The following is a 25,184-nucleotide window of genomic DNA, read 5'->3' as shown; positions in this document are numbered from 1 at the left end:
TGTTCGCTAAGGCCGCCCCTGGGCGCTAGCCTCAAGGCCCCAAGGTTCCGATTCTCCCTCCAAAGATCTTTGATGGATCATTCGTCGCGCAGCACGACCACCCCCGCCAACGCGACCCGCATGGTCGACGTGCTGGTGCCGGTCGCGCTCGACCAGACCTATTCCTACAAGGTGCCGCGCGGGATGGAGCTGAAGGCGGGCGATCTCGTCGGCGTGCCGCTCGGCCCGCGCGAGGTGCTGGCCGTGGTCTGGGCGGAGAACGCCAATCCCGACCCGCGCCTGCACAACCGGCTCAAGGAGGTCAGCGAAAAGCTCGATCTTCCTCCGCTGAAGCCTGAGCTGCGCTCGGTCGTCGACTGGGTCGCCAATTACACGCTGAGCCCGCGCGGCATGGTGCTGCGGATGTGCCTGCGCATGGGCGAGAATCTCGGCCCGGAGCGGGTGCGCGCCGGTGTGCGCCTGGTCGGCGATCCGCCGCGACGGCTGACGCCGGCGCGGCAGCGCGTGATCGAGCTGCTGTCGGATCGCCTGCTGCACGGCAAGTCCGAGGCCGCCAAGGAAGCAGGGGTCTCGGCCGGCGTGATCGACGGCCTCGTCGACGAAGGCACGCTCACGGTCGAGCCGATGCCGCCGCCTCCGCCGCCGCCGGCACCCGATCCGGATTTTGGCCAGCCGGATTTTTCACCGCTCCAGCGCGCCGGGGTGGATGCAATGCGCGCGCTCGCCGCCAACGGCACCTTTCACGTTGCGCTGCTCGACGGCGTCACCGGCTCGGGCAAAACCGAGGTCTATTTCGAGGCGATTGCGGAGACCATCCGCCGCGGCAAGCAGACTCTGATCCTGATGCCGGAGATCGCGCTGACCGGCCAGTTCCTCGACCGCTTCGCGCAGCGCTTTGGCGTGCGTCCGATCGAATGGCACTCCGAGCTGACGCCGCGCACCCGCGCGCGCAATTGGGCGGCGATCTCCGAAGGCAGTGCGCCGGTCGTGGTCGGCGCGCGCTCGGCGCTGTTTCTGCCTTACGCCAATCTCGGCCTCATCGTGGTCGATGAAGAGCACGACCAGGCCTACAAGCAGGACGAGGGCGTGCATTATCACGCCCGCGACATGGCGGTGGTCCGCGCGCATATCGCAAAGATCCCGATCGTGCTGGCCTCCGCCACGCCGTCGGTCGAATCCGAGGTCAATGCGCGCAAGAGCCGCTATCAGCGCATCGCGCTGCCCTCGCGCTTCGGCGGCCAGCACATGCCGCATATCGAGGCCATCGACATGCGCCGCGAGCCGCCGGCGCGCGGCCGCTTCATCTCGCCGCGGCTCGCTTCCGAGATCAGAAAAGCGATTGAAAAGCGCGAGCAGGCGCTGCTGTTCCTCAATCGCCGCGGCTATGCGCCGCTGACCCTGTGCCGTGCCTGCGGCCATCGCTTCGCCTGCACCATCTGCGATGCCTGGCTGGTCGATCACCGCTTCCGCCAGCGGCTGGTCTGTCACCATTGCGGCTTCTCGATGCCGCGCCCGCAGATCTGCCCGCATTGCGCGGCCGAGGAATCGCTGGTCGCGGTCGGGCCGGGCGTCGAGCGCTTGCAGGAGGAGGCGGCCGCGCTGTTCCCCGAGGCGCGCACCATGGTGCTGTCGAGCGATCTCATCACCTCGATCGAGACGATGCGCTCCGAGCTTACCGAGATCGCGGAGGGTCGGGTCGACATCATCATCGGCACGCAGCTCGTCGCCAAGGGCCACAACTTTCCGCGGCTCAATCTCGTCGGCGTGGTCGATGCGGATCTGGGTCTGTCCAACGGCGATCCGCGCGCGTCGGAACGCACCTGGCAGTTGCTCAACCAGGTGATCGGCCGTGCCGGGCGCGAGCAGGGCCGCGGCGTCGGCTATCTCCAGACCCACCAGCCCGATCATCCCGTGATGAAGGCGCTGATCGCCTGCGACCGCGAGGCCTTCTACGACAGCGAGATCGATCTGCGCGAGCGCACGCTCTATCCGCCGTTCGGCCGGCTCGCGAGCCTGATCATTTCGGCAGGCGACCGTCCGAGCGCCGAAGGTTTGGGCCGCCGCCTCGTTGCGCTCGCACCGCGCGACGAGCGCGTCGTGGTGCTGGGACCGGCGGAGGCCCCGCTCGCCGTGATCAAGGGCCGCTACCGTTTCCGCATCCTGGTGAAATCGGCGCGCGGTTTCGATCTGTCGGACTATTTGCGCAACTGGCTGGCCGTCTGCCCGAAGCCGAAGGGCAATCAAAAGCTCGAAGTCGACGTCGACCCGCAGAGCTTTTTGTAGTTCCCCCGTCATTCCGGGGCACGCGAAGCGTGAACCCGGAATCCATTCATCCACCAACTCTACGGCCTGATGGATTCCGGGCTCGATGCTACGCATCGCCCCGGAATGACGGGGCAAACAAAAAGCCCGCCGTCCCCCAAGACGGCGGGCTTGTTTCGCCCGAACTGGTCTCGCCGCTCACACGTCCGCGGACGATGGCGAGATTTGCGCTTTGTCGGTGAGGCGCTGGTGGCGCCTTAGGAGACGACTTCCGCGGTGACGCGGCCGACGCCGGCGCCGGTGAGGCCGATGGCGCGGGCAGCGCCCGTGGAGAGGTCGAGGACACGGCCGCGAATGAACGGGCCACGGTCATTGATGGTGACGATGACGCTCGAGCCGCCATGGGTGACGCGCAGCTTGGTGCCGAACGGCAGCGAACGGTGAGCCGCGGTCATGGCATTCTGGTTGAAGCGCTGGCCCGACGCAGTCCGGCTGCCGGACTCGTTGCCATAATAGGAGGCCATGCCGGAGAAGCTGCGGCCCGTGCCCGACGACGGCGTCATCGACGCGTTGGCGTTGCGCCAATCGGAGGTCGTGTTGGCATCGCTCTGGGCGTGGTGGCGGTGATGATGGTGAGAGTACCGGTGGTGATGCCGGGATTTGGCAGAAGCTTCGGTGGCGGTTCCACCGACGAGGAGAGTGGCGGCAACGAAAGCGATCGCCGTGCGCGGCCGGGGCACGGAGCCCAGCGTCTTCAAAGACAGCATTTAGTGGTCCCTAATCTAGTATTGCCACATATGTGGCAAGTGGAGCCCCCGTAAGTCTGTGAGCGGGATCGCGTTTCGATTCCTAATGAGGCGTGAATTGGGCAGTAAATCCATTCTGTGTCGTCATGAAATATTCTGTGATTGGCATCAATGTTGCAGCCAATGTTCTGGAATCTTTCGCTTTAACAATTCTTTAACTATTTTATTACTCACTAATACTGTAAAACGAGGTCATTATACTTCATGTTTAGAATTAGGAAAGTATTCAGGGGAGGCCGCTCGTCACGTCCGACTCACGCCTCAGCGATCCGTGTTCATGGCCGCTATGCGCTGATGGCAGGAACGAATGGGCGCGATGCCGCCGAGGGGGGGCGCGTCATTCCGCGACGTGGCAGGCCGCTATCGCGGCGCCGTCGGCTGCGACGAACTGGCGACAGAAGGTCGTGCCTTTAATTTGGCGTCATGTTGCACGTGCGCGCCTGCTATGTTAGCAAAGCCGCGATTTTAACGGACCCGGCACCTCCCGTGTCGGCCGAAAATCGAAGTCCCGCTTGAATTCCAAGGGCTTGGATCGCTTGGCGCCGCTTTGTGGCGACGGTTTTTCCCTTGCGAGTTTGACAGCAAAAAGAGCGCGTCTGTGGCTGCAGAAGATACGTCCGTTTCCGGTGTGTCGGGCCGTTATGCAACGGCCTTGTTTGAACTGGCCCGCGACCAGAATGTGGTCGACGAGGTCAAAGCCGATCTCGACAAATTCGAGGGTTTGCTAAGCGAAAGCGCCGATCTGACGCGCCTCGTCCGCAGCCCGGTGTTTGCGGCCGATACCCAGTCCAGGGCCCTCTCGGCCGTGCTGGACAAGGCGGGTATCGCCGGCATCTCCGCCAATTTCCTGAAAGTCCTGACCGCCAACCGCCGCCTGTTCGCGGTGGCTGACGTCATTCGCGCCTATCGCGCCCTCGTCGCCAGGTTCAAGGGCGAGACGACGGCCGACGTTACCGTGGCGGAGGCGCTTTCGGACAAGAATCTCGACGCCCTCAAGGTTGCCCTGAAGTCGGTGACCGGCAAGGACGTCGCGCTCAACGTGAAGGTCGATCCCTCGATCATCGGTGGCCTCGTGGTCAAGCTTGGCAGCCGCATGATCGATAGTTCGCTTCGCACCAAACTCAATTCGATCAAGCACGCGATGAAAGAGGCAGGCTGATGGACATCCGCGCCGCGGAAATTTCCGCGATCCTCAAGGACCAGATCAAGAATTTCGGCCAGGAAGCTGAAGTCTCCGAAGTCGGACAGGTGCTGTCCGTCGGCGACGGTATTGCCCGCGTCTATGGTCTGGACAACGTCCAGGCCGGCGAAATGGTCGAGTTCGAGAACGGCACCCGCGGCATGGCGCTGAACCTCGAAACCGACAACGTCGGTATCGTTATTTTCGGCGCCGACCGCGAGATCAAGGAAGGCCAGACCGTCAAGCGCACCCGCGCCATCGTGGACGCGCCGGTCGGCAAGGGCCTGCTCGGCCGCGTCGTCGACGCGCTCGGCAACCCGATCGACGGCAAGGGCCCGATCCAGGCCGACAAGCGCATGCGCGTCGACGTCAAGGCGCCCGGCATCATTCCGCGCAAGTCGGTGAGCGAGCCGATGGCGACCGGCCTCAAGGCGATCGACGCCCTGATCCCGATCGGCCGTGGCCAGCGCGAGCTGATCATCGGCGACCGTCAGACCGGCAAGACCGCGATCGCGCTCGACACCATCCTGAACCAGAAGCCGCTCAACGCGCAGCCGGACGAGAACATCAAGCTGTATTGCGTCTATGTCGCGATCGGCCAGAAGCGTTCGACCGTCGCCCAGTTCGTGAAGGTGCTGGAAGAGCAGGGCGCGCTCGAATACTCGATCATCGTCGCCGCCACCGCTTCGGATCCGGCGCCGATGCAGTACATCGCGCCGTTCACCGGCTGCACCATGGGCGAGTACTTCCGCGACAACGGCATGCACGCCGTCATCATCTATGACGATCTGTCCAAGCAGGCCGTCGCCTACCGCCAGATGTCGCTGCTGCTGCGCCGCCCGCCGGGCCGCGAAGCCTATCCGGGCGACGTGTTCTATCTGCACTCCCGCCTGCTCGAGCGCGCGGCGAAGCTGAACAAGGACCAGGGCTCGGGCTCGCTGACGGCGCTGCCGGTCATCGAAACCCAGGCCAACGACGTGTCGGCCTACATTCCGACCAACGTCATCTCGATCACCGACGGCCAGATCTTCCTGGAAACCGACCTGTTCTTCCAGGGCATCCGTCCCGCGGTGAACGTCGGTCTGTCGGTGTCGCGCGTCGGTTCGTCCGCGCAGACCAAGGCCACCAAGAAGGTCGCCGGCAAGATCAAGGGCGAGCTCGCGCAGTACCGCGAAATGGCGGCGTTCGCGCAGTTTGGCTCCGATCTCGACGCCTCGACCCAGCGCCTGCTCAACCGCGGTTCGCGCCTGACCGAGCTGCTCAAGCAGCCGCAGTTCGCGCCGCTGAAGATGGAAGAGCAGGTCTGTGTGATCTGGGCCGGCACCAACGGCTATCTCGATCCGCTCCCGCTCAACAAGGTGCGCGCGTTCGAGGACGGTCTGCTGTCGCTGCTGCGCGGCAAGAACGCCGAGATCCTCAACGCGATCCGCGACAGCCGCGATCTCTCCGACGACACCGCCGCCAAGCTGAAGTCGGTGGTCGAAGGCTTCGCGAAGAGCTTCGCGTAAACGCCGTCATGGCCGGGCTTGTCCCGGCCATCCACGTCTAACGGCGTGTGAGGCACCGCGTGGATGCCCGGGGCGAGCCCGGGCATGACGACTGGATAGGTTTGCGATCAGGCCAAAGGGTCGGATCGTCGGGGACGAAGAATGGCGTCACTTAAAGACATGCGCGTCCGCATCGCCTCCACCAAGGCGACGCAGAAGATCACCAAGGCGATGCAGATGGTCGCGGCGTCGAGGTTGCGCCGTGCCCAGCAAGCGGCCGAGGCGGCGCGGCCCTATGCCGACAAGATGAGCGCGGTGATCTCCAACATCGCCAGCGCCGCTGCGGGTTCGCCCGGCGCGCCGGCGCTGCTGGCCGGCACCGGCAGGGACCAGGTCCACCTGCTGCTGGTCTGCACCGGCGAGCGCGGTCTGTCCGGCGCCTTCAACTCCTCGATCGTGCGCCTCGCCCGCGAGCGCGCCCAGGCGCTGATCGCGCAGGGCAAGGAAGTGAAATTCTTCTGTGTCGGCCGCAAGGGCTATGAGCAGCTCCGCCGCCTGTTCGACAAGCAGATCGTCGAGCACCTCGACCTGCGTAGCGTTCGTCAGCTCGGCTTCGTCAACGCCGAGGACATCGCCAAGAAGGTGCTGGCCCGTTTCGACAACGGTGAGTTCGACGTCTGCACGCTGTTCTACGCGCAGTTCAAGTCGGTGATCGCCCAGATCCCGACCGCGCAGCAGATCATCCCGCTGGTCGTCGAGGAAAAGGCGGCGAACGCGCCGACGACGTCCTACGATTACGAGCCGGAGGAGGACGAACTGCTGTCCGGCCTGTTGCCGCGCAACATCGCGGTGCAGATCTTCCGCGCGCTGCTGGAAAACAACGCTTCGTTCTATGGCGCGCAGATGAGTTCGATGGACAACGCCACCCGCAATGCCGGCGAAATGATCCGCAAGCAAACCCAGATCTACAACCGAACCCGTCAAGCCCAGATCACCAAGGAGCTGATCGAGATCATCTCCGGCGCCGAGGCGGTCTGACGCACGAACCAAACGACGGTCGTTCAAGTCCAGAATTTCGAAGGAGAGCTATTCATGGCTACAGCAGCTAACCAGGTCGGTCGCGTCACCCAGGTCATGGGCGCCGTCGTCGACGTGCAGTTCGAGGGCCACCTGCCCGCCATTCTCAATTCGCTGGAAACCCGGAACGGCAACATCCGCCTCGTGCTGGAAGTTGCGCAGCATCTCGGTGAGTCCACCGTCCGCACGATCGCGATGGACGTGACCGAAGGTCTGGTGCGCGGCCAGGAAGTGACCGACACCGGCCAGCCGATCGCGGTTCCGGTGGGTGACGGCACGCTCGGCCGCATCATGAACGTCATCGGCGAGCCGATCGACGAAGCCGGCCCGATCAAGTCCGAAGGTCTCCGCGCCATCCACCAGGAAGCGCCGAGCTACACCGACCAGTCGACCGAAGCTGAAATTCTCGTCACCGGCATCAAGGTCGTCGATCTTCTTGCTCCGTATGCGAAGGGCGGCAAGATCGGCCTGTTCGGCGGCGCCGGCGTCGGCAAGACCGTGCTGATTCAGGAGCTGATCAACAACGTCGCGAAGGCGCACGGTGGTTACTCCGTGTTCGCCGGCGTCGGCGAGCGTACCCGCGAAGGCAACGACCTCTATCACGAGTTCATCGAGTCCAAGGTCAACGCCGATCCGCACAATCCGGATCCGAGCGTGAAATCCAAGTGCGCGCTGGTGTTCGGCCAGATGAACGAGCCGCCGGGCGCCCGCGCCCGCGTCGGCCTCACCGGTCTCACCGTCGCCGAGCACTTCCGCGACCAGGGCCAGGACGTGCTGTTCTTCGTCGACAACATCTTCCGCTTCACCCAGGCCGGCTCGGAAGTGTCGGCGCTGCTCGGCCGTATTCCTTCGGCGGTGGGTTATCAGCCGACGCTCGCCACCGACATGGGCGCGCTGCAGGAGCGCATCACCACCACGCAGAAGGGCTCGATCACCTCGGTGCAGGCCATCTACGTTCCGGCCGACGACTTGACCGACCCGGCGCCCGCGACCTCGTTCGCGCATCTGGACGCGACCACGGTGTTGAACCGCGCGATCTCGGAAAAGGGCATCTACCCCGCGGTGGACCCGCTCGACTCGACCTCGCGCATGCTCTCGCCGCTCGTCGTCGGTCAGGAGCACTACGACACCGCGCGTCAGGTCCAGCAGGTGCTGCAGCGCTACAAGTCGCTCCAGGACATCATCGCCATTCTCGGCATGGACGAGCTTTCGGAAGAGGACAAGCTGACGGTGGCCCGCGCCCGCAAGATCGAGCGCTTCCTGTCGCAGCCGTTCCACGTCGCCGAAATCTTCACCGGCTCGCCCGGCAAGTTCGTCGACCTCGCGGACACCATCAAGGGCTTCCGCGGCCTCTGCGAAGGCAAGTATGACCACCTGCCGGAAGCCGCCTTCTACATGGTCGGCACCATCGAAGAGGCAGTCGAGAAGGGCAAGAAGCTGGCGGCGGAAGCCGCCTAAGCTGGCGAATAGCGAATAGGGAGTGGCGAGTAGAATCTATTCGCCATTCGCTGCTCGCCACTCGCGCGTTCGCTACTCACCATTCGCAGGTTTCCAATGGCCACCATCCACTTCGATCTCGTCTCGCCGGAAAAGCTCGCATTCTCGGGCCAGGTCGATCAGGTCGACATCCCCGGCGTCGAGGGTGACTTCGGCGTGCTGGCGGGACATGCGCCGGTCGTGGCTGCGATCCGGCCCGGCATCCTCACCGTGACCACGGGCGGCAGGCACGTGAAGATCATCGTGCTCGGCGGTATCGCCGAAGTCTCCGAGAAGGGCCTTACCGTGCTCGCCGACGTCGCGACGTCGCTCGACGAACTCGACCGTGCCCAGTTCGCCGCGACCATCTCCGAGATGGAAGACGGCCTGAAGGAGCACGAAGGCGGCGAGCTTGATCAGGCCATCGAGCGGCTCGACCACTTCAAGAGCATCCAGCAGCAGCTCAACAGTACGGCTATGCACTAAGCCCCGGTGCACTGCTCCGGGGCTCAAGCTACAAGTTCCTGAACAGGTTCAGCGCTCGTCACGGAAGTGGCGGGCGCTGAAACTTTGTTGCACCGCGCCGCCGATAGCGGCATTCTGCGCCCGCGAATTTGTTTCGGGGCTGGCAGCAGATGAAACGCAAGATCGCAGCGATTTTCGCAGCCGATATTGCCGGTTACTCAAGACTGGTCGCGGAAGACGAAGAGGAGACGCTGCGGCGTCTCGCCTCCTATCGCGAGGTCGTCGACGACTTCATCGCGAAAGCCAACGGCCGCATCTTCAACACGGCGGGCGACGCGGTGCTCGCGGAATTTCCGAGCGCGGTCGATGCGGTGCGCTGCGCGATCGACATCCAGGAATCCCTGCGAACCCGCAACATGGCCTATCCGCCGAGCCGGCAGATGTCGTTCCGCATCGGCATCACCATCGGTGACGTGGTCGAGCGCAACGGCGATCTGCTCGGTGACGGCGTCAATATCGCCGCCCGGCTCGAAGGCCTCGCCGAGGTCGGCGGCATCTGCGTCTCCCGCGCCGTGCACGAGCAGGTCGCCAACAAGCTGTCGGTGCAGTTCGCCGACATCGGCGCGCAGGAGGTCAAGAACATCCCGACGCCGGTGCACGCCTACATGGTGGCGATGCGGCGCGAGGACGGCACTTACGCCACGCCGAAAGTGAAGAAGCCCGCCTCCAAGCTGGCCGCGGCACCGGTGTGGATGTGGCCGCTGGTGGTCGCCGTCGTCTCGGTCGTCGCCATCCTTGTCACCGGCTTCCTCTACAACACCAAGCTCAAGCAGACGGTTACCGCCGCGGCCGCGCCGGCCGCGACGCCGAGCGCAGCGCCAGCGGCAGATGCCGTGGCGCCGAGCCCGATGCCGACCCAGATGGCAAAGGCGCCGATGGCTCCGATGAGTCCAACCGGCGCTGCGATGGCGCCGATGCCCGCGCCCTCACCATCCGCCGCGCCGCTATCGGGCAAGCTGGCCGCCGATAGCGTGCCCTTCATCAACGAGCGCATCCGCAACTATCTGGCCGGCGACTATTCCGCCTCCGGCGACTACAAGGCCTTCGCGCTCAATATCGGCGGCTTCACAGGCGCGGCGTTGAACCAGCCGACCGAGGAAGCCGCGCGCAACATGGCGCTGGAGCAGTGCCAGAAGCGCGCCGATGCCGCGCAATCGCCGCGGCGCTGCGAGCTCTATGCGGTCGGCAACGACGTCGTCTACACCCACGGCAAGCCGCCGATGCCGCCGCAGCCCTGGGTGCGCCACGACGCCATGACCGAGCGGGCCTTCGTGCCGAAAGATTTTCCGATGGTGCGCGATCCGGCAAAAGTCCGGCTCGAGAACATGTTCGTGCCGGCGGCGAAATCCCGCGCGATCGCGCTCGGCCCGGGCGGTCAATATTTCATGGTGCTGGGCGCGTCATCCGTCGACGATTCGGCGCGGCGTTCGCTGGAATCGTGCGGCGCCATCGCCGGCGTGGCCTGTCTGATCGTCGTGGTCGACGACAATTTCGTCGTGCCGATCCCGACCCTGCTCAGGATCACCGGCTTCTTCCATGCCGCTTCCAACGCCTCGATCGCCGCCGACGCGCGCGCCGAGGTCGTGCGCAAGCTCGCCGATGGCATGGGCTGGAACGCAGTCGCGGTCGGGACCGCGGGCCGGCCGGGCCTCGGCCTGAAGGCCGCGGACGAGCAGACCGCCGTCAATTCCGCGCTCGCCGACTGCGCCAAGCGCGACAGCGATTGCCACGTCATCGCGATCGGCCCGTTCACGGTCGGACCGACCAATTAGAGCCTGCTGGACATAGGCCGCCACGACGATTGCGCCGCGCGGCCGATTCTATCCGACGCTTCAAAAACTTCGCAACGACTACCGCGCATCGCGCCGGCAATCGCCGGCTACTGTGCATGGGGTTGTTTTCGCGGTTTTAGTTTGCGAAGGGCGCAAACTGCTGCGCGACCGCGCGGTAGACCTCGCGGCGGAATGGCACGACGAGTTCGGCGACGCGGTCGAGCCGCTCCCAACGCCAGGCGTCGAACTCCGCGGGCTGTTCGTTGCGCGGCGTCAGCGGATCGATCTCGTCGTCGCGACCGGTGAAGCGCAGCGCGAACCATTTCTGGCGCTGCCCGCGGAATTTCGCCAGCCGGTGCGTCTGCGGCCCGTCGTAGGGAGGGAACTCGTAAGTCAGCCAGTCTGTCTCGCCGAGATAGTCCGCACTCTTGACGCTGGTCTCTTCCCAAAGTTCGCGCAGCGCCGCATCGCGCAGGTTCTCGCCCTCATCGACACCACCTTGCGGCATCTGCCAGTCGAGGCCCGGCAGGATGATTTCGGGGCCGTCGCCCTTGAAGCGGTGGCCGATCAACACGCGGCCATCGGCATTGAAGAGGGCGATCCCCACATTGGGACGGTAGGGTTTTTGATTGGTCACGCGCGCGTCTTTCATCGTCATTCCGGCGATGCATTAGCACCGAACCCGGGATGACGATTTGATTTATTCATCCGCCAGCGCGGAAAATTCCTTCACCACGCGCTCATAGACCGGGCGCTTGAACGGGATGATCAGCCCGGTCAGGTTCTTCATCGGCTCCCAGCGCCAGCTCACGAACTCGGCCTTGTGGCCGCCGCCGGGTTTCTCGACATTGATCTCGCTGTCCTTGCCGGTGAACCGGACCGCGAACCATTTCTGGCGCTGGCCGCGATAGCGGCCCTTCCAGGCGCGCCCCGCAACCGTGCGCGGGATGTCGTAGACGAGCCAGTCCGGAACCTCGCCGAGCCGCTCGACCGAGCGCACGCTGGTCTCCTCATAGAGCTCGCGCTTGGCGGCATCCCAGGTGTCCTCACCGGGATCGACGCCGCCCTGCGGCATCTGCCAGACATGGGCGTCGTCGACATGCTCGATGCCGCCGGCGCGTCGGCCGATGAACACCAGACCCCTCTTGTTGATCAGCATCACACCGACGCAGGTACGGTAGGGCAGATCCTCGTAACGTGCCATTCCGCCAGACCTCTCGCGTGCTTTTGGTGGGTATGCCGGTCCCGAGGGTCCGTACCGTACCAATCCGTTGATTTAGCTAGATTTTGATTTCAGCATCGCGGTTGTCAACGGCACCAAAAGGATACCACGGTCGCTCAATGTCTTGGTCCAGCTGCTGATGCGCTCGATCGAGACCGGCAGGGCGGAGGCGGTGCCGATTGCGACGCCGCGCTCGCGCGCCATTGATTCGAGCTTGTTCAGGGCGCGGTCGATCTCCGCCGGGGTCGGCACCACGTCGATCGCGATATCGCCCTTGCCGAACGGCATCGCCAGGCTGCCCGCGGCCTGGGGCGCGATGCTGCGCGGCGAGGAGCCGTCGTCGAAGAAGCCGAGGCCGCGCTTGGCCGCCTCGCGGATGATCGGCTGCATCGCGGCGTCGGTCGCCACGAAGCGGGCGCCCATGAAATTGGTGAGGCCGGCATAGCCCTGCATCCGGCTCAGGTGCCAGTACAGGCGGTCGATGTTCTGATCGGTGGTGAGCGAGGTCAGCAGCGTCTGCGGGCCCGGGTCGTTGTCCGGGAAGTCGTAGGGCTCCATCGGGATCTGGAGGAAGATCTCGTGCCGCTGGGCGCGGGCGCGCTCGGCGAGCTTGCCGGGGTCGGCGCCATAGGGTGTGAAGGCCAGCGTCACCGCCGGCGGCAGCCGCATGATCGCGTCGGTGGTCTTGGCCGCACCGACGCCGAGGCCGCCGATCAGGATCGCGACCACAGGCATCTTTGCCGCCTTGGCGCGGTCGGCATCCGCCGCGTAGACGTTGAACGGCTTCGCGCCCTCGGCCGTCACGGGGATCATGCCGTAGCGCGATTTTTCCAGCAGTTTCGGGTCGATCCCGGCCATGACGGGCGGAGGGGCGGAGGCGGCCGCCGCGTCGCCCTTGTCGGCGGCATCGCCGCCACCGATCACCACGTCGTGGCGCGTGCCGGTGGAACCGTCGATCATGGTGACGGTCTTCTGCTCGCCCGCCTGCTTCGGCGCTTCCTTGGCCTCGTGCTTGTTCTCTGGCTTGCTCTCCTGGCCAGGGCTCGCGGCGGCCGGCTTCTCGTCGGTGGCCCTGGGCACGCGGATCGCAATCCGCGTCATCGGCTCGCCGCCGAGCGGATCCTTGTTGAAGATGGCGAAGCCGGCGAAGGCGACCAGGAACAGGCCGAGCATGACCGCGAGGGCCTGCATGGCTGTGAACGGCAGCCGCAGCCGCCGTTTCCGGCGCGGCTTGTCCTGTCCGAGCGGGGCGCTCAGATCATCGGCCGTTTCAGTCATGCGAGATCCCGAATCACTCCCGCCGACGATACCACGCCGAGGTCAAGCGGCGTCAGGCCGGGATAGGCCGGGGGTAGCAGGAGCCCCAAGCAAAAAGGGCGGCTCCCGGAGCCGCCCTTTTCGAGAGATGAGGTGACGCGCCGACTTAGTTCGCCGCTTTGGGCTTGTCGGTCGTGGCCTTGTTGTCGCCCGGCGTCGGCGCCGCGGAGGCGCTGTTCTTGATGCCGTGGAGCAGGTCGTCCGCGAGCTTGAGCGCCTTGTCGTCCTTGGCGTCCGGCGGGACGTAGGACTGCGAGCCGGTCTTCTCGTCGCCGTCGTTCTTGAGATGGCCGCGCAGCGAAGCCTCGCCCTTGGTGTCGGTGCGCGACTTCAGCTCGTCCGGCACGTCCTGGAGCACTTCGATGTCGGGCACGATGCCCTTGGCCTGGATCGACTTGCCCGACGGCGTGTAGTAGCGCGCCGTGGTCAGACGCAGCGCGCCGTTGCCCGAGCCGAGCGGAATGATGGTCTGCACCGAGCCCTTGCCGAACGAGCGCGTGCCGACGATGGTCGCGCGCTTGTGGTCCTGTAGCGCGCCGGCGACGATTTCCGACGCCGAGGCGGAACCGCCATTGACCAGCACGATAACAGGCTTGCCCTTGGTGAGGTCGCCCGCATGCGCGGTGCGGCGCTGGGTCTCCTCGGCATTGCGGCCACGGGTCGAGACGATCTCGCCCTTCTCCAGGAACGAGTCGGAGACTGTCACGGCTTCCTCGAGCAGGCCGCCCGGGTTGTTGCGGAGGTCGATGATGTAGCCCTTGAGCTTGTCGCCGATCTGATTCGAGAGGTTGGCGACCTCGCGCTTCAGGCCTTCGGTGGTCTGCTCGTTGAAGGTGGTGATGCGGATATAGGCGATGTCGTCGGCCTCGATGCGCGCGCGCACCGAGCGGACGCGAATGTTGTCGCGCACCAGGGTGACGTCGATCGGATTGTCCTGGCCCTTGCGGATGATCTTGAGCTTGATCTTGGTGTTGACCGGACCGCGCATCTTCTCGACCGCCTGGTTCAGGGTAAGGCCCTGCACGGCTTCGTCGTCGAGATTGGTGATGATGTCGTTGGCCATGACGCCGGCGCGCGAAGCGGGGGTGTCGTCGATCGGCGAGACCACCTTGATCAGGCCGTCCTCCATCGTGACTTCGATGCCGAGACCGCCGAACTCACCGCGGGTCTGCACCTGCATGTCGCGGAAGCTCTTGGCGTCCATGTAGCTCGAATGCGGATCGAGGCCGGTGAGCATGCCGCTGATGGCGGATTCGATCAGCTTCGTGTCATCGGGCTTCTCGACATAGTCCGAGCGCACGCGCTCGAACACATCGCCGAACAGATTGAGCTGGCGATAGGTGTCTGCAGTTGCGGCTCGCGCGCTGGAGCCCATGAAGACCGCGCGCGGCTGGGTCACGAACAGCGTCAGCGCAGCACCGGTGGCCGCGCTGAGGAGGATAACTGAAGTCTTGCGCATCATCCGCGAACCTTCTCGCCTTCATTTGCGGCCCACCATGGGCCTGGATCGATTGGAGTGCCGTCCTTACGGAACTCGACATACAGCACAGGTTGACTCGCGTTCGTGGCGAGAATGGAGGCGACTTGAGAGGTCGATCCCATGGTCGCGACCGGTTCCCCCGTGAGCACAAACTGACCGATGTTAACCGAAATGCGCTCCATCCCGGCGATCAGGACATGATACCCGCCCCCGGCGTTGAGGATCAAGAGTTGTCCATAGCTGCGGAACGGGCCGGAATAGACAACCCAGCCATCACACGGCGTCGTGACCTGGGAGCCGGGCCTGGTTGCCAGCGAAATGCCCTTCTGGACACCGCCGACCCCATCGGAACCGCCAAAATCCCTGATCTTGTTACCGTTAACCGGGAGAGGCAGGAGCCCCTTGGCCGCGGCGAAGGCGATCGCCGGGGTGGTCCGGGACCGGTCCTTGAAAGTGCCCGGACCGGGCTTGGCGCTGGCGGCCGCCTTGGCCTCGGCCTGCTTGGCGGCCTCGGCCGCCTTCTCGGCGGCCTTGGCGGCGCTCTGCAGATCCTGCTCCATCTTGGTGATCAGCCCCTGGAGATCGCCGACCTGCCTGGAGAGCGCGATGGCGCGCGAGTTCTCGGCGTCGAGGTCTTTTTCACGCGACGCCTGCTGACGCTGCCGCTCGTCGACCAGGGCGGTGAGCCGGGTCTGGTCGTTGCGGACCTTGTCGCGGTCGGTGGCAAGCTGGTCGCGTTCGGCGGCGATGTTCTTGCGCAAGGCCACGAGCTCGCCGAGGTCGCCGGCGAGCTTCTCGGCGCGGCCGCGCAATTCCGGCACCACGGCGCCGAGCAGCATGGCGGTGCGCAGTGATTGCAGCGCATCTTCTGGCCGCACCAACAGCGCCGGCGGCGTGCGCCGGCCGGCGCGCTGCAGGGCCGCCAGCACCTCGACGATGTCGGCGCGGCGCGACTCCAGCGAGGTGCGCATCTGCTGCTCGCGGCCGCTGAGCGAGCGCAGCCGCGCTTCGGCTTCGTCGATCTTGGTCTCGACGGCCCGCACATTGGCTGCGGTGTCGATCAGCTGCTGATTGAGCTGGGTGCGGTCCTGGCCGAGCGAGGTGATTTCGGCCTTGAGCTTGGCCTGCGCTTCCTCGGCGCTCTTCTGCCTCGCGCGGGCGGCCTCGAGCTCCTGCTCGCGCTGCTTGATCGCATCGGGCGAGACGGCCGCCGTCTGTGGCGCGGGCGCAATTGTCTGACCTTGCGTCTGAGCTTGCGCGAGGCTTGCGCCCGTAACGCCGGCGATCAGCAGCAGGTTGAGGATCGGCGCTCGCATCGCTTTACGCAAAGGTGCTCGTTGTGCGCGCATCACGCGCGGTGATAGGGGTGGCCGGCCAGAATGGTGGCGGCCCGATAAAGCTGTTCCAGAAGCATGACGCGGACCATTTGGTGCGGCCAGGTCGCAGAGCCGAACGCGATCGCGAGCTTGGCCTTACGGCGCAATTCGGGCGAAAGTCCGTCCGCCCCTCCGATCACGAAGATAGTATGTCCGGCACCCTCGTCGCGCCAGCGCCCGAGGTGCCGTGCGAATACGGTGGAGTCGAGATTCTGGCCGCGCTCGTCCAGCGCCACCAGGATCGATTTTTCCGGGATGTGCGCGCCGATCGCCGCGGCCTCTTCGGCCATCCGTGTCGCGGTGTCGCGCGCGCGGCTTTCGGGGATTTCGTGGATGGTGAGCTCGCGGAATCCGAGCTTGCGGCCGGCTTCGTCGAACCGCTCGAAATAGCGGTCGGCAAGCTCCCGTTCGGGGCCCTGCTTCAGCCGGCCCACCGCAATGACAGCAACGCGCATGATATCTTCAGGTCGTGTTTCAAGACCGCGCGCAATATGCGCGCGCACGACGCTAGCATGCGCGTCAGCCGATTCGAAATCGGCTCGATGAGCCTAGATCGCCTTCGCCGCCCCTGGGCCCTGGGTGTACAATCTCTCGAGATTGTAGAACTCGCGGACCTCGGGTCTGAACACGTGCACGATCACATCGCCGGAATCGATCAGCACCCAGTCGCAATTGGGCAAGCCCTCGACGTGGATGTTCCTGATGCCGTTTTCCTTGAGGCCCTTGGCGACGTTGTCCGCGATCGCGCCGACGTGCCGGTTCACCCGGCCGGTGGTGACGATCATGTAGTCGGAGTACGCCGATTTGCCGCGAAGGTCGATGGTGACCGTCTCTTCCGCCTTCATGTCGTCGAGGCGGGAGAGGATCAGGCTCAGCGTCTTGTCGGCGTCGGGTTGCGCCTTCAAGGCCGCAGCTTTGGTCGATGTTTTACGCGCCGGTTTCGCTACCTTGGGTAAAACAGACTTGGACAATACAGATGTGGTCAGGGACCATTCCTTTCACTGTATCGCGAACGCCGAATCCGACGCTCACTGGTTACACTACATCATGTGGGGTTAAGGGTTTCAATATGCCAGAGAGTCTGAAATCCCCACAACGTCCACACACTCCGTCTCACTTCGGACCTTTCCAGCTCCCGTCCGGGTTCCGCAAGCCGGTCGAGGACAGGTTCAGTTTCAACCCCGTCAGAAAGACCCAGGCCGGCGCCGGCCGATCCGGCAGCAATGCCGCGTCCGTCTCGGGCACGCGGTAGCGTGCAAGGGCCTGGGCAGCGGGCGAGGCGAGGGCGCGAAAACTCTGCGGCGGGCGATCGATGACCGCAATCGGCACCTGGTCGGCGATGCGCCGCCAGTGTTGCCAACGATGGAATTGAGCGAGATTGTCAGCGCCCATGATCCAGACAAAGCGCATGCCCGAGAGACGGCGGCGCAAGGTGTTGATCGTGTCGATAGTATAGCGGGTACGAATGACGGATTCGAGACAGGTCACCTCTATCCTGGGATCGTCGGCGACGTCACGCGCGGCCTGCATGCGCGCGCCGAGCTCATGCAGCGTGCCGTTCTCCTTGAGCGGATTGCCCGGCGTCACGAGCCACCACACGCGGTCGAGTCGGAGGCGTTTCAGCGCGAACTGGCTGATGGCACGATGGGCCTCGTGCGGCGGATTGAACGAGCCGCCGAGCAGGCCGATGCGCATGCCTTCGGTGTAGGGCGGAATGGCCTGCGCGAAGAAACGTGGCGCGACGAAATTGTTATTCAATGCCCCACGCCTCGCGACATGACTTACGGCCGCGTCTGACCTGTGCCGTGGACGCGATATTTGAAGCTCGTGAGCTGCTCGGCGCCAACAGGACCACGGGCGTGGAATCGGCCGGTGGCGATGCCGATCTCGGCGCCGAAACCGAACTCGCCGCCATCGGCGAACTGCGTCGAGGCATTGTGCAGCACGATCGCGGAATCGACCTCGCTCAGGAATTTCCTCGCGGCAGCCTCGTCCGCGCTCACGATCGCGTCGGTGTGGTGCGAGCCGTGGTTCTGGATATGCGCGATCGCGCCGTCGACACCGTCCACCACCTTCGCTGCGATGATCGCGTCGAGATATTCGGTGTCCCAATCGTCTTCGCTGGCAGGCTTGACGCGCGCATCGGTCTTCTGCACGGCGTCGTCGCCGCGCACTTCGCAGCCGGCCTCGATCAGCATCTCGACCAGCGGCTTCAGGTTTTTGGCGGCAGCGGCGCGATCGACCAGCAGCGTCTCGGCCGCGCCGCAGACGCCGGTGCGGCGCATCTTGGCGTTGAGCACGATCGACTTCGCCATGGCGAGGTCGGCGCTGGCATCGATATAGACGTGGTTGACGCCTTCGAGATGCGCGAACACGGGCACGCGGGCTTCCTGCTCGACGCGCGCGACGAGGCTCTTGCCTCCGCGCGGAACGATCACGTCGATGGCGCCGTTCAACCCTGACAGCATCATGCCGACCGCCGCGCGGTCGCGCGTCGGCACCAGCGTGATCGCCGCTTCGGGGAGCCCGGCGTCACGCAGGCCCTGGACGAGACATTCATGGATCGCGCGGCACGAACGAAAACTGTCGGAGCCGCCGCGCAGGATCACGGCATTGCCGGATTTCAGGCACAGCACGCCGGCATCCGCCGCAACGTTCGGCCGGCTCTCGAAGATCACGCCGACGACGCCGAGCGGAACGCGCACGCGCTCGATGGTCATGCCGTTCGGCCGCTGCCAGCTCTCGGTGACGATGCCGATCGGATCGGCGATGCCGCGCACGATACCGATGCCCTCGGCCATCGACTCGACGCGCGCAGGTGTCAGTGTCAGGCGGTCGATGAAGGAGGCGATCATGGTGCCCGAGGCGCGGGCCTCCGCGACGTCCTCGGCATTGGCGGCAAGGATCGCGGCAGAGTTCGCGCGGATCGCCCGCTCCATGGCCTCGAGCGCCCGGTTCTTCTGCTCCGGCGGCGCCAGCGCCAGCACGCGCGCGGCAGCGCGGGCACGGGCGGCGAGATCGGACATCAGCGCCTGGAGATCGGCATTGCCGTCGACGGCTTTGAGGGGGGCGGCCATTGGAGCTTCAACCTTCTGCTAAGGCGGTGTCCTAGCATGGAAATCCCGCGTCTGCGAAGGGTCGGGAGGGTATGGCTGGTCTCTCCGGCGAGGCGCCGGCTGGGTCATTGGCCCAGCAAATTCGGTGAAAAGGGCCGTCGCGGCCCTTACCCGCCCACCACCAGATCGTCGCGGTGGATCATCTCGGACCTCCCGCTGATGCCGAGGATCGCCATCACGTCCGGGGACGAGCGGCCCTTGATCCGCTCGGCGACCTCGGCATCGTAGGCGATCAGGCCGCGGCCGACCTCGCTGGTATCAGGACCGCGCACGATCACCGCATCGCCGCGGGCGAACTGGCCTTCCACCTTGATCACGCCGGCCGGCAGCAGGCTGGCGCCGGCACGCAGCGCCGTCACCGCGCCGGCATCGATGGTCAGCGTGCCTTTCGGCTCCAGCGTGCCCGCGATCCACCGTTTGCGCGAGGTGATGGGGTTGGCCGGCGTCAGGAACCAAGTGCAGCGGCCGCCGTCGGCGATCGCCTGCAGGGGATGCTCGATCTTGCCCGAGGCGATCAGCATATGCGTGCCGCCGGTCGTGGCGATCTTCGCGGCCTCGACCTTGGTGCGCATGCCGCCGCGCGACAGCTCGGACTCGGCGTCGCCTGCCACGGCCTCGATCTCGGAGGAGATGCTGTCGACCACGGGAATGAGTTTTGCGTTCGGATTGTTCTTCGGCGGGGCGTCGTAGAGCCCGTCGATATCGGACAGCAGCACCAGCAAATCGGCGCTCGCCATGGTGGCGACGCGCGCGGCGAGGCGGTCATTGTCGCCGTAGCGGATCTCGTTGGTGGCGACCGTGTCGTTCTCGTTGATGACGGGGATCGCGCGCCATTCCAGCAGCTTGCCGATGGTGGAGCGCGCGTTGAGATAGCGGCGGCGCTCCTCGGTGTCCTGGAGCGTGACCAGGATCTGCCCCGCGCCGATGCCGTGGGCGCCGAGCACCTCCGACCAGATCCGCGCCAGCGCGATCTGGCCGACGGCGGCGGCCGCCTGGCTCTCCTCCAGCTTCAGCGGGCCACGCGGCAATTTCAGCCGGCTGCGGCCGAGCGCGATCGACCCGGAGGAGACGACGAGCACGTCGCGGCCCTCGCGATGCAGCTTGGCCATGTCGTCGGCGAGCGCGGCGAGCCAGGAGGCGCGCACCTCGCCCTTGTCGGAATCGACCAGCAGGGCGGAGCCGACCTTGACGACGATGCGGCGGAATTGACTGAGTTCGGGGCTGGCCATGTGTGTATGCGTTGGCGCGTGTGACGGATTGCTCTGCATCGGAAACGGCGGAGCGACAGGCGGCGCCGGTTAAGGCCTGCTTTTGCAGCAGGACGATGGCCGGCGCAAGGCGGCTAAAATGGTAAACGGCGCTTGTCCGGGACACGCGCCTGGCTCTAATTGTCGCCAACCATAATGGGCTCAAAGAGGAAACCGATGGATCGTCGCAACTTCATCGCCGGATGTCTCGGGTTGCCGCTGTTGGCGCAGGCGGGCGGATCGCAAGCGCAGGCCGGGCTGACAAAGATGATCTTCCCGTTCGCGGCGGGAGCGGGCGGCGACACGCTGTGCCGGCTGATCGCGCAGGAGATGGCGCCGGCGCTGCAGCGGACCATCGTGGTCGAGAACCGTACCGGCGGCGACGGCCTGATCGGCATCAAGGCGGTGAAGGGCGCGAGTGCCGACGGCAGCATGGTGCTGGTGACGACCGGGCCGACCATGTACCTGCTGCCGATGGTGGAGACGACACCGAGCTTCGACACGGCCAAGGATTTTATGCCGGTGTCGCTGCTGGCGCGGTTCGAATTCGCGCTCGTGATCAGCCCGGCGGTCGACGCCACGGATTTCAAGTCATTCGTGGCATGGCTGAAGGCGCATCCGGACAAGACGTCGTTCGGCGTGCCGAGCAACGGCACCATTCCGCATTTCGCCGGCTCGAAACTGGAGAAAGATCTCGGCATTCCCCTGAGCCGCGTGCCCTATCGCGGGAGCGCGCCTATCCTCAACGATCTCATCGGCGGCCATCTGTCGTTCGGCATCGTGACATTGGCCGATGCGCTGCCGCAGCACCGCGCCAAGGGCGTGAAGATCATCGCGGTCGCGAGCGCGGAACGTTCGCCGTTCGCACCTGAGGTTCCGACGCTGAAGGAGAGCGGCATCGATCTCGTCGCGGATGCCTGGTACGGCATGTGGCTTCCCGCCGGCAGCCCGCCGGACTTCGCCAGCAAGCTCGGCGCCGCCGCGAGTGCCGCGCTCGCGAAGCCCGAGGTGAAGGAGAAGCTCACCGCGATCGGCCTGATCCCGGTCGGCAGCAGCGCGGGTGAGTTGACGAAGGAGCTCGCCGCCAACACAGCGTTCTGGCAGCCGATCGTGAAGGCGACGGGGTACAAGATCGAGAATTGAATGCCGCGCGCTACTCTATCCCCTCATCCTGAGGAGCCGCGGAGCGGCGTCTCGAAGGATGAAAGGCCCGGCTGTAGCAGCGGGGGCCTGCATGGTTCGAGACGGCGCTTCGCGCCTCCTCACCATGAGGGTTTTAGAGCTTCGCGCGTTGCGCGATCCCGTCCTTGATCGACGCAAGCTCCGCCTCATCCCAGACGCCGATCAAAATGCCGCCCTTCACCTGGAGCTGGTTGTCGGCATAGTTCGCGATCTTCTCGCGCGGCGTGGTGATGTGGTCGTTGGGATGCAGGGCCCAGTCGAACAGCTCGGCCTGTAGCCTCGCGATGATCGCGGCGCATTCCGGATCGTCGCCGCGATCGACGTATTCCTCCGGATCGGTTTCGAGATCATACAGCATCGGGCGGAAGCCGGAGGCGTGGATGTATTTCCAGCGGCCGTCGAACACCATGAACAGGCGGCAGCGTTCGATCGGCTGGTTCAGCTTCAGCCGCACATCCTGCATGGCGTAGTCGTATTCAGAGAATGCGACCTTGCGCCAGTCGGACGGCCTCTCGCCGCGCAGCAGCGGCAGCAGCGAGCGTCCTTCGAGGATGTGGCCCGGCACCTTGCCGCCGAAATAATCGACGAAGGTCGGCGCGAGATCGATGCCTTCCACCAGCGCGTCGCTGCGCGTGCCACGCGTGGCGTCGGCTTCCTTCGACGGATCGATGATGATCAACGGAATCTTCGCTGACTGTTCGTGGAACAGATCCTTCTCGCCCATCCAGTGATCGCCGAGATAATCGCCATGATCGGAGGTGAAGACGATCATGGTGCTGTCCAGCAGGCCGCGCGCCTCCAAAAACTTCATCAGCACGCCCATCTGGTCGTCGATCTGGGTGATCAGGCCCATATAGGTCGGGATCACCTTCTCGCGAGCCTCGTCGCGCGCCATGTTGCGGGAGTAGCGCATGTCCATGTAGGCGCCGAACACCGGATGCGGATTCTGGCGTTCGCGCTCGGAGCGGATCGCCGGGATCATGTCGTCCGCCGAATACATGCTCGCATAGGGCTCTGGCGCGATATAGGGCCAGTGCGGCTTGATGTAGGACAGATGCAGGCACCACGGCCTGCCGTCGGTCTCGGCCTCGCTGATGAAGTCCATCGCGCGCCGCGTCATGTAGGGCGTCTCAGAGTGTTCGTCCGGCACGCGCGCGGCCTTGTCGGCATGCACCAGGAGCCAGCCGTTCTGCAGGGAGCCGTCGTCCGCTGCGCCTGAATTCGCCCAATGCTCCCAGGGATTGGTCGCTTCAAAACCTTGCTGGCGCAGGTACTCATCGTATTTCGGGCGCGGCCGTCCCGTCGGATGCAGGCCGTCGTCACGCTCATAAGGCTCGAACCCGCATTCGGCGACGTGCACGCCGATCATCGATTCCGGCGGGATGCCGAGCGCCTTCATGCCCTCGAGATCGGGCGCCATGTGGGTCTTGCCGACCAGTACGTTGCGCACGCCGATCTTCTTGAGGTGATCGCCGAGCGTGGGCTCGCCGACGCGCAGCGGCCAGCCGTTCCAGTGCGAGCCGTGCGAGCGCATGTAGCGCCCGGTGTAGAACGACATCCGCGACGGGCCGCAGATCGGCGACTGCACATACGCCTTGCTGAACAGCACGCCACGCTTGGCCATGGCGTCGATGTTGGGCGTTTTCAGCGTGGGATGGCCGGTGCAGCCGAGATAGTCGTAGCGAAGCTGGTCGCACATGATCCAGAGAACGTTCTTCGCGCGCGCCATGCTTCGCCCCTGCCGTTTCTTGATTTTTTAATGCTGCGCTATCGCGGTCGTGATGACAAGCCGCGATGCGGGTGCCCGCGGCCGCGCACTCCGCTGTCGTCCCTGCGAAAGCAGGGACCCATAACCCCAAGACGTAGTTTTGCGAAGGCTCGTTGTTCGGTACTACAACCATCCGCAATCGAAAGATCACGCGGTATGGGTCCCCGCTCCCCGTGCGCAATTGCGCACTAGGCGGGGACGACCGTGGGGAGAGAGATCAGGCCGACCACGGCTCCGCTTCGGCCGCGCTCTTCGCCTTGGCCGATACCGGGGCCTCGCCGATCACTTCGACAAGCGCGCGCAACGCTTCCTTCACGCCGTCGCCGGTGATGCCGGAGAGCAGCAGCGGTGTCTTCTTGGCGGCGCGTTTCAGCCGGTCCTTCTGCTTCTTCAACTCGTCCGGCCCGACCGCGTCGATCTTGTTCAGCGCGACGATCTCGATCTTGTCGGTGAGCAGCCCGCCATAGGCGTTGAGCTCATTGCGCACCGTCTTGTAGGCCTTGCCCGCGTGCTCGCAGGTCGCATCGACGAGATGCAGCAGCACGCGGCAGCGCTCGACATGGCCGAGGAAGCGGTCGCCGAGGCCGGCGCCTTCATGCGCGCCTTCGATCAGACCGGGAATGTCCGCCAGCACGAATTCGCGGCCGTCGGAATTCACGACGCCGAGCTGCGGATGCAGCGTGGTGAAGGGATAATCGGCGATCTTCGGCTTGGCCGCGCTGACCTTGGAGAGGAAAGTCGACTTGCCGGCATTGGGCAGACCGACCAGGCCGGCATCCGCGATCAGTTTCAGCCGCAGCCAGATCCAGCGCTCCTCGCCGGGCTGGCCGGGATTGGCGTTGCGCGGCGCGCGGTTGGTCGAGGACTTGAAATGCGCATTCCCGAAGCCGCCATTGCCGCCCTCGGCCAGCACGAACTTCTCGCCGACATCAGTGAAGTCGTGGATCAGGGTCTCGCGATCCTCGTCGAAGATCTGCGTGCCCACGGGGACCTTCAGCACGATCGCCTTGCCGTTGGCGCCGTGACGGTCCGAGCCCGAACCGTTCTCGCCCTTCTGGGCCTTGAAATGCTGCTGGTAGCGGTAGTCGATCAGCGTGTTGAGGCCGTCGGCGACCTCGATGACCACGTTGCCGCCGCGGCCGCCATTGCCGCCGGAAGGACCGCCGAATTCGATGAACTTCTCGCGGCGGAACGCCACGCAGCCGTTCCCGCCGTCACCGGAGCGGATATAGACCTTTGCTTCGTCGAGGAATTTCATGGGCCATAGGTAGGGCAGGCGGTCCCGCGCGGCAACCCGGACTTATCCCTGAATCGGCCGAATTTCCGCGAATTTGGCCCCGTGCTTAACCTGCAGGCCGTCTCCGGATCAGGAATTTCTGCGTCCCCTCCAGCACCAGCTCCTTGCGCTGGTTGAATACGGTGCTTTTGAGCGTCACCGCGCCGGTCGTGCGACCCGGCACCAGCTCCGTGACCTCGAGCGCCGGATAGATGGTGTCGTCGGCGAACACCGGTTTGAGGAACCGGCTCGATTGTTCGAGGAAGCCGACCAGGGAGTCCTCGACCATGAACGGAAACAGGCCTGCGCCGGGCGCCGTGTGGATCAAGGTCTGGAAGCCGTGGGCGAGCAGGTGCGGCATGCCGCGGCTGCGGCAATATTCCACGTCGTAATGCACGGGATGGGTGTCGCCGCTCGCGGTCTGGAAGGCGGCGAACACCGCCGAGGTCTGGGTGCGGCTCGGCAGTACGAAGCGCTCGCCGACCACGAAATCCTCAAACCAGCGTTGCGCGGGGATCATGCGATGCCGGGTCGGGTCGAAGTCGGTCATGTCCATGCTCTCTAGTTGGGGAGGCATCTATCGCTATCGCGCCGCGAAGAGTGCGACAATCCGTT

Annotated in this window: 22 protein-coding genes; 8 read left to right on the top strand and 14 right to left on the bottom strand. The window is 65.2% G+C overall.

Going from position 1 to position 25,184, the window contains the following annotated elements; translation table 11 throughout:
- Nucleotides 1-72: 72 nt before the first annotated feature.
- The gene (locus AB7535_RS35100; RefSeq protein WP_135215822.1) at nt 73-2,283 is read left to right on the top strand and encodes a primosomal protein N'; all 2,211 of its coding nucleotides are present in this window, start codon (nt 73-75) and stop codon (nt 2,281-2,283) included.
- Between the two features lie 236 nt (nt 2,284-2,519).
- Here the strand turns inward: AB7535_RS35100 and AB7535_RS35095 are convergent, their stop codons facing one another.
- Entirely contained in the window at nt 2,520-3,029 is a 510-nt protein-coding gene (locus AB7535_RS35095; protein ID WP_028150468.1) for a septal ring lytic transglycosylase RlpA family protein, read from the bottom strand.
- A 637-nt stretch (nt 3,030-3,666) separates the two neighbouring features.
- Here AB7535_RS35095 and AB7535_RS35090 point away from each other — a divergent pair.
- The 6 genes from AB7535_RS35090 to AB7535_RS35065 all read left to right on the top strand — a co-directional run bounded on the left by AB7535_RS35090 (nt 3,667) and on the right by AB7535_RS35065 (nt 10,585).
- Entirely contained in the window at nt 3,667-4,227 is a 561-nt protein-coding gene (locus AB7535_RS35090; RefSeq protein WP_063980421.1) for a F0F1 ATP synthase subunit delta, read from the top strand.
- A complete protein-coding gene (gene atpA / locus AB7535_RS35085) occupies nt 4,227-5,756 on the top strand; it encodes a F0F1 ATP synthase subunit alpha (protein WP_063980422.1) in 1,530 nt (509 codons plus the stop codon). Before AB7535_RS35090 ends, atpA begins: the two co-directional genes overlap by 1 nt.
- Nucleotides 5,757-5,897: 141 nt before the next feature.
- On the top strand, nt 5,898-6,773 hold the full coding sequence (locus tag AB7535_RS35080) for a F0F1 ATP synthase subunit gamma (protein WP_063980423.1): 876 nt from the start codon (nt 5,898-5,900) through the stop codon (nt 6,771-6,773).
- Between the two features lie 54 nt (nt 6,774-6,827).
- On the top strand, nt 6,828-8,270 hold the full coding sequence (gene atpD, locus AB7535_RS35075; protein WP_063980424.1) for a F0F1 ATP synthase subunit beta: 1,443 nt from the start codon (nt 6,828-6,830) through the stop codon (nt 8,268-8,270).
- Nucleotides 8,271-8,366: 96 nt separating this feature from the next.
- Complete coding sequence (locus AB7535_RS35070; RefSeq protein WP_071908637.1) at nt 8,367-8,774, top strand: F0F1 ATP synthase subunit epsilon; 408 nt, start codon at nt 8,367-8,369, stop codon at nt 8,772-8,774.
- Nucleotides 8,775-8,923: 149 nt separating this feature from the next.
- A complete protein-coding gene (locus AB7535_RS35065; RefSeq protein ID WP_354113476.1) occupies nt 8,924-10,585 on the top strand; it encodes an adenylate/guanylate cyclase domain-containing protein in 1,662 nt (553 codons plus the stop codon).
- A gap of 136 nt (nt 10,586-10,721) precedes the next feature.
- Here the strand turns inward: AB7535_RS35065 and AB7535_RS35060 are convergent, their stop codons facing one another.
- The 10 genes from AB7535_RS35060 to proB form a co-directional block, all read right to left on the bottom strand.
- Nucleotides 10,722-11,222 (bottom strand): RNA pyrophosphohydrolase, encoded by a 501-nt coding sequence (locus tag AB7535_RS35060; protein WP_166105216.1) that lies wholly within the window; start codon nt 11,220-11,222, stop codon nt 10,722-10,724.
- Nucleotides 11,223-11,285: 63 nt separating this feature from the next.
- A complete protein-coding gene (locus AB7535_RS35055) occupies nt 11,286-11,789 on the bottom strand; it encodes an RNA pyrophosphohydrolase (protein ID WP_166054038.1) in 504 nt (167 codons plus the stop codon).
- 72 nt (nt 11,790-11,861) lie between these two features.
- On the bottom strand, nt 11,862-13,085 hold the full coding sequence (locus AB7535_RS35050) for a divergent polysaccharide deacetylase family protein (protein WP_354113475.1): 1,224 nt from the start codon (nt 13,083-13,085) through the stop codon (nt 11,862-11,864).
- Between the two features lie 145 nt (nt 13,086-13,230).
- Nucleotides 13,231-14,586, bottom strand: a complete 1,356-nt coding sequence (locus AB7535_RS35045) for a S41 family peptidase (RefSeq protein WP_014490597.1) — start codon at nt 14,584-14,586, stop codon at nt 13,231-13,233.
- Nucleotides 14,583-15,920 carry a murein hydrolase activator EnvC family protein gene (locus tag AB7535_RS35040; RefSeq protein WP_166054073.1) on the bottom strand — a complete coding sequence of 446 codons (1,338 nt, stop codon included), beginning with the start codon at nt 15,918-15,920 and terminating at the stop codon, nt 14,583-14,585. Before AB7535_RS35040 ends, AB7535_RS35045 begins: the two co-directional genes overlap by 4 nt.
- Before the next feature lie 32 nt (nt 15,921-15,952).
- Entirely contained in the window at nt 15,953-16,435 is a 483-nt protein-coding gene (rlmH, locus tag AB7535_RS35035) for a 23S rRNA (pseudouridine(1915)-N(3))-methyltransferase RlmH (protein WP_014490595.1), read from the bottom strand.
- Between the two features lie 93 nt (nt 16,436-16,528).
- Nucleotides 16,529-16,885 (bottom strand): ribosome silencing factor, encoded by a 357-nt coding sequence (gene rsfS, locus AB7535_RS35030; protein ID WP_014490594.1) that lies wholly within the window; start codon nt 16,883-16,885, stop codon nt 16,529-16,531.
- Between the two features lie 208 nt (nt 16,886-17,093).
- Complete coding sequence (locus AB7535_RS35025; protein WP_354113474.1) at nt 17,094-17,738, bottom strand: nicotinate-nucleotide adenylyltransferase; 645 nt, start codon at nt 17,736-17,738, stop codon at nt 17,094-17,096.
- Between the two features lie 23 nt (nt 17,739-17,761).
- On the bottom strand, nt 17,762-19,057 hold the full coding sequence (locus tag AB7535_RS35020) for a glutamate-5-semialdehyde dehydrogenase (protein WP_166054188.1): 1,296 nt from the start codon (nt 19,055-19,057) through the stop codon (nt 17,762-17,764).
- 146 nt (nt 19,058-19,203) lie between these two features.
- Nucleotides 19,204-20,325, bottom strand: a complete 1,122-nt coding sequence (gene proB, locus AB7535_RS35015) for a glutamate 5-kinase (RefSeq protein ID WP_028149988.1) — start codon at nt 20,323-20,325, stop codon at nt 19,204-19,206.
- A gap of 195 nt (nt 20,326-20,520) precedes the next feature.
- On the opposite strand from proB, the gene AB7535_RS35010 reads away from it, so the two are divergent.
- On the top strand, nt 20,521-21,486 hold the full coding sequence (locus AB7535_RS35010; RefSeq protein ID WP_354113473.1) for a Bug family tripartite tricarboxylate transporter substrate binding protein: 966 nt from the start codon (nt 20,521-20,523) through the stop codon (nt 21,484-21,486).
- Between the two features lie 133 nt (nt 21,487-21,619).
- Here the strand turns inward: AB7535_RS35010 and AB7535_RS35005 are convergent, their stop codons facing one another.
- The 3 genes from AB7535_RS35005 to AB7535_RS34995 all read right to left on the bottom strand — a co-directional run bounded on the left by AB7535_RS35005 (nt 21,620) and on the right by AB7535_RS34995 (nt 25,119).
- Nucleotides 21,620-23,254 (bottom strand): alkaline phosphatase family protein, encoded by a 1,635-nt coding sequence (locus AB7535_RS35005; RefSeq protein WP_354113472.1) that lies wholly within the window; start codon nt 23,252-23,254, stop codon nt 21,620-21,622.
- 256 nt (nt 23,255-23,510) lie between these two features.
- Nucleotides 23,511-24,551 (bottom strand): GTPase ObgE, encoded by a 1,041-nt coding sequence (obgE, locus tag AB7535_RS35000; RefSeq protein ID WP_063980437.1) that lies wholly within the window; start codon nt 24,549-24,551, stop codon nt 23,511-23,513.
- Nucleotides 24,552-24,636: 85 nt separating this feature from the next.
- Nucleotides 24,637-25,119: a MaoC family dehydratase gene (locus AB7535_RS34995; protein WP_208083940.1), complete on the bottom strand. Its 483-nt coding sequence runs from the start codon at nt 25,117-25,119 to the stop codon at nt 24,637-24,639.
- Nucleotides 25,120-25,184: the final 65 nt, after the last annotated feature.

It is taken from the genome of Bradyrhizobium sp. 956_D2_N1_4, from assembly GCF_052076025.1.
GTDB lineage: Bacteria > Pseudomonadota > Alphaproteobacteria > Rhizobiales > Xanthobacteraceae > Bradyrhizobium > Bradyrhizobium barranii.
Note: the sequence above shows the minus strand (reverse complement) of the source record. Positions and strands in the feature narration are given on the sequence as shown.